The organism is Arthrobacter sp. 05L45_2 (genome assembly GCF_056397525.1).
The window spans coordinates 1-3,626 of the sequence record NZ_JBFTNO010000253.1 but is presented as its reverse complement, the minus strand read 5'-3'; the positions used below and the strand labels follow the sequence as shown (position 1 = coordinate 3,626).

Here is a 3,626-nt window from a genome sequence, read left to right as displayed (position 1 = left end):
CAGCTCATGACTGAAAACGGAACGTCCGCAACCGGACCGCAGGAGACGGCTTCCCGCACCCCGCGCGCGACCGCAGCCCCCCAGCTCCGCAAGGCCGTGATCGTCGGCGGCAACCGCATCCCCTTCGCCCGCACCGGCGGCGCGTACACCAAGTCCTCGAACCAGGACATGCTCACCGCTGCACTCGACGGCCTCATTGCCCGGTTTGGGCTGCAGGATGAACGGATCGGCGAAGTCGCCGCAGGCGCCGTCCTGAAGCACTCCCGGGATTTCAACCTCACCCGGGAGGCCGTCCTTGGCTCGGCGCTCTCGGCCGAAACCCCCGCCTACGACCTGCAGCAGGCCTGTGCCACCGGTCTCGAAACCGTGCTGGGCCTGGCGAACAAGATCAAGCTCGGCCAAATCGACTCCGCCATTGCCGGCGGCGTGGACTCGGCCTCCGACGCCCCCATCGCCGTCAGCGAAGGCCTGCGTGAAATCCTGCTGGACCTCAACCGCGCCAAGACCCTGCCGCAGCGTCTCCAGGTCCTGAGCCGGATCCGCCCCAAGGACCTCGCCCCGGACGCGCCGAACACCGGCGAGCCGCGCACCGGACTGTCCATGGGCGAACACCAGGCCCTCACCACCGCGCAATGGAAGATCACCCGCGAAGCCCAAGACGAACTGGCCTACAACAGCCACCGCAACCTTGCCGCCGCGTACGATGCCGGCTTCTTCGACGAGCTCCTCACCCCCTACCGGGGCCTGAGCAGGGACTCCAACCTGCGCCCGGACACCACCAAGGAAAAGCTCGCCGGGCTCAAGCCGGTTTTCGGCAAGAACCTCGGGGCCGAGGCGACCATGACGGCGGGCAACTCCACCCCGCTGACCGACGGCGCGTCCACTGTGCTGCTCGCCACGGAGGAGTGGGCCGACGCCCACGACCTGCCCAAGCTCGCCACCGTCCTTGACGGGGAGGCCGCCGCCGTCGACTTCGTCCACGGCAAGGACGGCCTGCTCATGGCGCCCGCCTTCGCCGTCCCGCGCCTGCTGGCCCGCCACGGCCTCACGTTCGATGACATCGACTTCTTCGAAATCCACGAAGCCTTCGCCGGAACCGTCCTGAGCACCCTGGCCGCGTGGGAGGACGAGGAGTTCTGCCGGACCCGGCTGGGCCTGGACGGGGCCCTTGGAAGCGTGGACCGCGCCAAGCTCAACGTCAACGGTTCCTCCCTCGCCGCCGGGCACCCGTTCGCGGCGACCGGCGGGCGCATCGTCGCCACACTGGCAAAGATGCTGCACGCCAAGGGGCAGGTCGGCGGCCGCCCGGCCCGCGGCCTCATTTCCGTTTGCGCCGCCGGCGGCCAGGGCGTCGTCGCCATTCTTGAAGCACACTAGGGGGACCGGATGACTGACAAATACACACAATTCGTGAGCAAGGGCCTCGGCAAGGACCTCGCCAAGAAGCTCGGGCTCCCGCAGCCTGCCGTGCTGCGCCGGCACCGGCCCGGCCAGCCGCTGGTGGTTGGACCCGTTCTGGTGCAGGGCACCGGAAGCGGCGCCGACGAACTGGCCGCCACCCTGCTGTCCTGGGACCTGGATGTCCGCCGCCACGCGGTGCCGCGTGAGAAGCTCGGCGCGATCATCCTGGTCCTGGACGAGGCCGCCCGGCCCGAGGACCTGGAAAAGCCGGTGCTCTCCGCTGCGGCGTCGCTGCGGGACCTCGCCGCCAACGCCCGCGTGATCACTGTCTCGCGGGCCGCCGCGGGAACCGCCGACCCGGCCGCGGCCGCCGCCCGGCAGGGCATCGACGGGTTGCTTCGGTCACTGGCCAAGGAACTGCGGGGCGGCGCCACCGGGAATGGCATCCTGCTCGCCGACGGCGCCACCACCACCAGCCCGAGCACCCTCGGCGCCCTCCGCTTTTTCCTCTCCGGCCGCTCCGCCTTCGTGGACGGGCAGTTCCTCACCGTCACCTCCGGCGCGGGCCAGTTGCCGGCTGACGCCGAGAAGCCGCTGGCCGGTAAGGTCGCGGTTGTCACCGGCGCCGCCCGGGGCATTGGTGCCGCCATCGCCCGCACGCTGTACCGCGACGGCGCCACCGTCGTCGTCGTCGATATCCCGGCCGCCGGGGACCACCTGGCCAAGGTCGCCAACGAAGTCCACGGCACGGCCCTGCAACTGGACATCAGCCGCGACGACGCCGGCCGGCGCATCATCGACCACGCCGTGGAACGGCACGGCGGGCTGGACATTGTCATCCACAATGCCGGCATCACACGGGACAAACTCCTGGCCAACATGGACCAGAGTCGGTGGACTTCCGTGATCGGCGTGAACATCGCCGCGCAGCTGCGCATCAACGAGGCCCTGCTGGCCTCCGAGCACTTCCGGAACTCCCCGCGCATCGTCTCCGTCGCCTCCACCAGCGGCATCGCCGGCAACCGCGGCCAGACGAACTACGCTGCCTCCAAGGGCGGCGTGATGGGCATGGTCCGGGCCACGGCGCCGCTGCTGGCGGACCGCGGCGGCTCCATCAACGCCGTCGCCCCCGGTTTCATCGAGACCGAAATGACGGCGCGGATTCCCTTCGCCACCCGCGAAGTGGCACGCCGACTCAACTCCCTGCAGCAGGGCGGCCAGCCAGGGGACGTGGCCGAGGCCATCGCCTTCCTCGCCAGTGATGCCGCCGGCGGAATCTCCGGCGAGGTGCTGCGTGTCTGCGGCCAGAACCTGGTGGGCGCATGAGCGGCACCCAGCCGGTCATTCTTGGCGAGATGCCCTCCCTGTCCAAGCTGTACGTGAATGCCGCCGCGACGGCCGCACGCCGGCGGCTCCTGGGGGCGCAGACCGGGACGGAACTGCCCGGCTGCAGCCATGAGGTGCGGGGTGTCCGGGCCGGGGTGGCCAACCTGACCGCCTACCAGCACCTGATCGGCGAGACCGCGAGCGATACCCTGCCGGCGGGATTCATCCACGCCCTGGCGTTTCCGCTGTCCATGTCGGTGATGAACCGGGATGATTTCCCGCTGCCGCTGCTGGGAATGATCCATCTCACCAACAAGGTGGTCCAGTCCGGGCCGGTCCTCTTCTCCGAGGCCCTGGACATTCGGGCCTGGGCCGAGAACCTGCGCGGCCACCGGGCCGGGACACAGCTGGACCTGGTGGCAGAGGTCCGCGGGGCCGGAGAGGAAACCCTGCGGTGGCGCGGGGTATCCACCTATCTCGCCAAAGGGGTGTTCCTGCCCGGGATCGACAAGCCGACTGCCGCGGCAACGCCGAACGGCTTCACCCCGCCGGATCCGACCGCGCTCTGGCAGCTTGGGGTGGACACCGGCCGGGCCTACGCGTCCGTCTCCGGTGACTTCAACCCGATCCACCTCAGCGTCCTCAGCGCCAAGGCTCTGGGGATGCGGCGCTCGATCGCCCACGGCATGTACCTGGCCTCGAGGGCGCTGGCGGACGTCGGCGCCGCCAAGGGCGACGCGTTCAGCTGGGATGTCGCGTTTGAGGCCCCGGTGTTCCTGCCCGCGCGGGTGGCGCTGGACATCAGCACTGGGCAGGCCGACGACGGCGCGTGGCTGCGTTCTGACTATGTGGCGTGGAGCCCCCGCTCGGGGCGGAAACACTTCAGCGGGTCCGTGGCC

General features: G+C 70.2%; 3 protein-coding genes. All 3 read left to right on the top strand.

The annotated features are described in order from the left end of the window. Positions 1-6 precede the first annotated feature (6 nt). Positions 7-1,377: an acetyl-CoA C-acetyltransferase gene (locus AC1DHD_RS14920; protein WP_476880466.1), complete on the top strand. Its 1,371-nt coding sequence runs from the start codon at positions 7-9 to the stop codon at positions 1,375-1,377. 9 nt (positions 1,378-1,386) lie between these two features. Then, complete coding sequence (locus AC1DHD_RS14915) at positions 1,387-2,727, top strand: 3-oxoacyl-ACP reductase (protein WP_476880465.1); 1,341 nt, start codon at positions 1,387-1,389, stop codon at positions 2,725-2,727. Then, positions 2,724-3,626, top strand: a 903-nt coding sequence (locus tag AC1DHD_RS14910) for a MaoC family dehydratase (protein ID WP_476880464.1), incomplete at its 3' end; no start/stop codon positions are given. The genes AC1DHD_RS14915 and AC1DHD_RS14910, both read left to right, overlap by 4 nt.

Excerpts from the sequence above, each read along its gene's own strand:
- AC1DHD_RS14920 (WP_476880466.1), top strand. The coding sequence starts at position 7 with ATGACTGAAAACGGAACGTCCGCAACCGGACCGCAGGAGACGGCTTCC.
- AC1DHD_RS14915 (WP_476880465.1), top strand. The coding sequence starts at position 1,387 with ATGACTGACAAATACACACAATTCGTGAGCAAGGGCCTCGGCAAGGAC.